1 protein-coding gene is annotated in these 1,353 nt (G+C 58.1%); it reads left to right on the top strand.

Annotation, left to right across the window (positions count from 1 at the left end; translation table 11 throughout):
• The first annotated feature begins 84 nt into the window (after positions 1–84).
• A complete protein-coding gene (locus CV770_RS41080; protein ID WP_104466318.1) occupies positions 85–1,110 on the top strand; it encodes an IS110 family RNA-guided transposase in 1,026 nt (341 codons plus the stop codon).
• Positions 1,111–1,353: the final 243 nt, after the last annotated feature.

The following is a 1,353-nucleotide window of genomic DNA, read 5'->3' as shown; positions in this document are numbered from 1 at the left end:
ACATGGCGTAATCGCGGCTGACGTCTTCTTGCGAACACGAGGATCGGTACGATCGGCGTCAGCAAATCGAAAAGGAGCCGCGCTATGAAGCAGTACGTTGGTCTGGATATCTCTATGGAAGAAACCAGCATTTGCGTTTTAGACCAGGCTGGCGACGTGACATTTGAAGGTTGTGGGCCGACCAATCCGGAGGCGATCGCTAAGCTCCTGCGGCGCCATGCCGGCAAGGCTGAGCGGATCGTTTTTGAAACGGGCTCACTATCGAATTGGCTTTGGCATCAGCTCAGGGCGCTGGGCTTTCCGGTGATTTGCCTTGATGCGCGTCACGCCAACGCGGCGTTATCGATGCGCATCAACAAGTCGGATCAGAACGATGCCAGGGGGTTGGCTGAAATGGCTCGCATGGGATGGTACCGGGAAGTTGCCGTGAAGGGGGCGGAGAGCTGGAAAACCCGTTCGATGCTTGCGGCTCGAAGCAAGCTGGTGGATCTGCGGCGTGACCTCGACAACCAGATGCGCGGCTTGTGTAAGGGGTTGGGAATAGTACTCGGCAGGGCCGGTTCGACCAACCTGGCTCGGAAAGTCAACGCCGTGCTCGCTGAATCGCCGGATTTGCAGGATATCTTCGCGCCACTACTGCTAGCTCAGTCCTGTTTAACCGAGCAAATTGAAAAATTTGATCGAGAACTCCTGGTGATGGCGAAGGGTGACCAAACTGTTCGGCGAATGATGACCGTTCCCGGTATCGGTCCCCTGACCGCTCTGGCCTTCGTCGTTACCATCGACAACCCCGCCCGCTTCAGACATTCCGCCGACGTCGGTGCCTATCTCGGCCTGACACCAAGACGTTATCAATCCGGCGAGGTCGACCGAACTGGCCGCATCTCCAAACGCGGCAACCATCAGGTCCGGACTTATCTGTTCGAAGCCGCGAACGTCCTGCTGACCGTTGTCAGGCGAGGTTCTGCCCTCAAGCGCTGGGGCAGCAAGCTGACCAAACGGATCGGCGCCAAAAAGGCGAAGGTTGCCGTTGCTCGCAAAATGGCTGTCATCCTCCACACCATCTGGACCGATGGCACTGAGTTCCAGGCAGAGATGCGCGCCGCATGAAGCTGCCTTAAACCGACCCAGATCCGCCTTCGGCGGAACAAGCGTCCCTGCCGGGACGAGGGTGCTGGCAATCTCGAAGTCGTCCCTGCGGGCGTTACGCACCGCGCTCTTCACATCGAGATGCACACCTGTTGAACGCCATCATGCGGCGGCTGTAGAGACGACCGCGGAAAGAACCATGAACCCGGCAGTGGATCACTTTTGTCTATCGGGGTTGACATCGTGCCCGCGATTAAAGAACGG

Source organism: Bradyrhizobium sp. AC87j1 (assembly GCF_002936975.1).
In the GTDB taxonomy this organism is placed as follows: Bacteria; Pseudomonadota; Alphaproteobacteria; order Rhizobiales; family Xanthobacteraceae; genus Bradyrhizobium; species Bradyrhizobium shewense.
This window is presented reverse-complemented; position numbering and strand designations above follow the sequence as displayed.

Excerpts from the sequence above, each read along its gene's own strand:
- CV770_RS41080 (WP_104466318.1), top strand. The coding sequence starts at position 85 with ATGAAGCAGTACGTTGGTCTGGATATCTCTATGGAAGAAACCAGCATT.